This is a genomic window from Oceanibacterium hippocampi (assembly GCF_900172325.1).
Taxonomy (GTDB): Bacteria; Pseudomonadota; Alphaproteobacteria; order Sneathiellales; family Sneathiellaceae; genus Oceanibacterium; species Oceanibacterium hippocampi.
On the sequence record NZ_FWFR01000016.1, the window covers coordinates 1 to 1,253 of the forward strand.

Consider the following 1,253-nt stretch of genomic DNA (forward strand, 5'->3'; position numbering starts at 1 on the left):
TGGAGTTCCCCCGGTTTCGTGGACAGTTAAGGGCTTGGGGATTCCAGTCTCGTTTGGGCGCTCCTTTCGTAGTTGATGGGTGACTGATAGCCGAGGGCGGAATGGCGCCTGGCGGGATTATACCAGCCCTCGATGAACTGGAAGACGGCCATGCGGGCCTCGGCCTTGGTCTGGAACTTGCGTCGGTCGAGCAGCTCGCATTCCAGCGTGGCGAAGAAGCTCTCGCACATGGCGTTGTCATAGGCATCGCCGACCGACCCCATCGACGGCCGCACGCCGGCTTCCTTGCATCTCAGGCCGAAGGCCACCGACGTATATTGCGATCCCTGATCGCTGTGATGGATCACGCTGACCGGTCGTCGCTGGGTCAATGCCATGTTGAGGGCGTCGAGCACCAGTTGGGCCTTCAGGTCGTGTCCCATCGCCCAGCCCACGATGCGCCGCGAGAAGGCATCCAGCACGACGGCCAGATACAGGAACCCGGCCCAGGTCGGAACGTAGGTGATATCGGCCACCCATAGCGTGTCCGGGGCATCGGCGTAGAAGTTGCGATCGACCAGATCACAGGCCGGGCGAACGCGGTTGTCGCGGAAGGTGGTGCGGGCACCCCTGCGACGACTGACGCCGGCTATGCCCGCCGCTTTCATCAGCCGCTCGACACGCTTGCGAGCGACATACACGCCTTCATCGGCGAGTTCAGCGTGGATGCGTGGCGCACCATAGGTCTCTTTCGAGGCCTTGTGGATCGCCGTGATGCGCTCGACCAGCACCGCGTCGGCATTGGCCCGGGCGCCCGGCCGGCGGCCTGTCCAGGCGTAGTAGCCGGAACGGGAAACGCCGAACGCATTGCACATGGCATAAATGGGGAACATGGCCTGGTTCGCCGTCATGAACTTGAAGACCGAGACGACATCGCGTCGCTCTGAGCAAACCAGGCCGCGGCCTTTGCCAGGATATCTCTCTCCTGTCGAAGCTGGCGGTTCTCCCTGCGAAGGCGGCGAAGCTCCTCGCGCTCCTGGCTGGTCGCGCCGTCATCGCGACGGCCGCCATCCCGATCGGCCTGCTTGATCCAGCCATGGATCGTCGCGGCGCATGGTTCGAACTCGCGCGCCAGATCCTCCACACTGCGCCCGACTCGCGCCAGGGCAACAAGCTGTTCCCTGAACTCAGGCGGGTAAGGGTTCCTCGTTCTCGGCATGATGACACTCTCCTCTCACAACTCGGATTGTGTCCACGAAACCGGGGGAACTCCA

At 63.4% G+C, this 1,253-nt stretch carries 1 protein-coding gene; it reads right to left on the reverse strand.

What is annotated here, in order from left to right:
• Positions 1 to 26: 26 nt before the first annotated feature.
• Positions 27 to 1,198, reverse strand: a protein-coding gene (locus tag OCH7691_RS22795) for an IS3 family transposase (protein ID WP_245826636.1) whose coding sequence is annotated in 2 segments (ribosomal slippage) — positions 27 to 949 and positions 949 to 1,198 — 1,173 coding nt in all. Because the reading frame shifts where the segments join, the coding sequence is not laid out codon by codon here.
• Positions 1,199 to 1,253: the final 55 nt, after the last annotated feature.